The following is a 377-nucleotide window of genomic DNA, read 5'->3' on the forward strand; positions in this document are numbered from 1 at the left end:
TTGTTGTTGTTGTTTTTGTTGGTGTGTTGTCCTCGTGGTTGTCGCTTTTTGCCTTTGTTGTTGTTGTCGTTGTTCATGTTGTCGATGTTGTCATTGTTGTTTGTTCTGCGATACTCTTGTTTTCATTGTTGTTTGTTGTGCGATGGTCTTGTTTTCATTGTTGTGCGGTGGTCTTGTGTTTCGTTGTCAATGTTGTCATTGTTGTTTGTTGTGCGGTAGTCTTATTTTCATTGTCGTGTGTCATTGTCGTTGTCTTTGTTATTTGTTTGTTGTCATTGTCATTGTTGTCATTTTTGTTTATCGTCATTGTTGTTATTATTGTTATTGTTTGTTTGTTATTATTGTTATTGTTTGTTGTTGTGTTGGTATTGTTGATT

At 34.7% G+C, this 377-nt stretch carries 1 protein-coding gene; it reads right to left on the minus strand.

Features of this window, described 5'->3' with window-relative positions:
- Positions 1 to 154 precede the first annotated feature (154 nt).
- A partial coding sequence (locus DBV35_RS31595; protein ID WP_205648948.1) for a hypothetical protein occupies positions 155 to 377 on the minus strand: 223 nt, incomplete at its 5' end.

The organism is Acuticoccus kandeliae, from assembly GCF_003073115.1.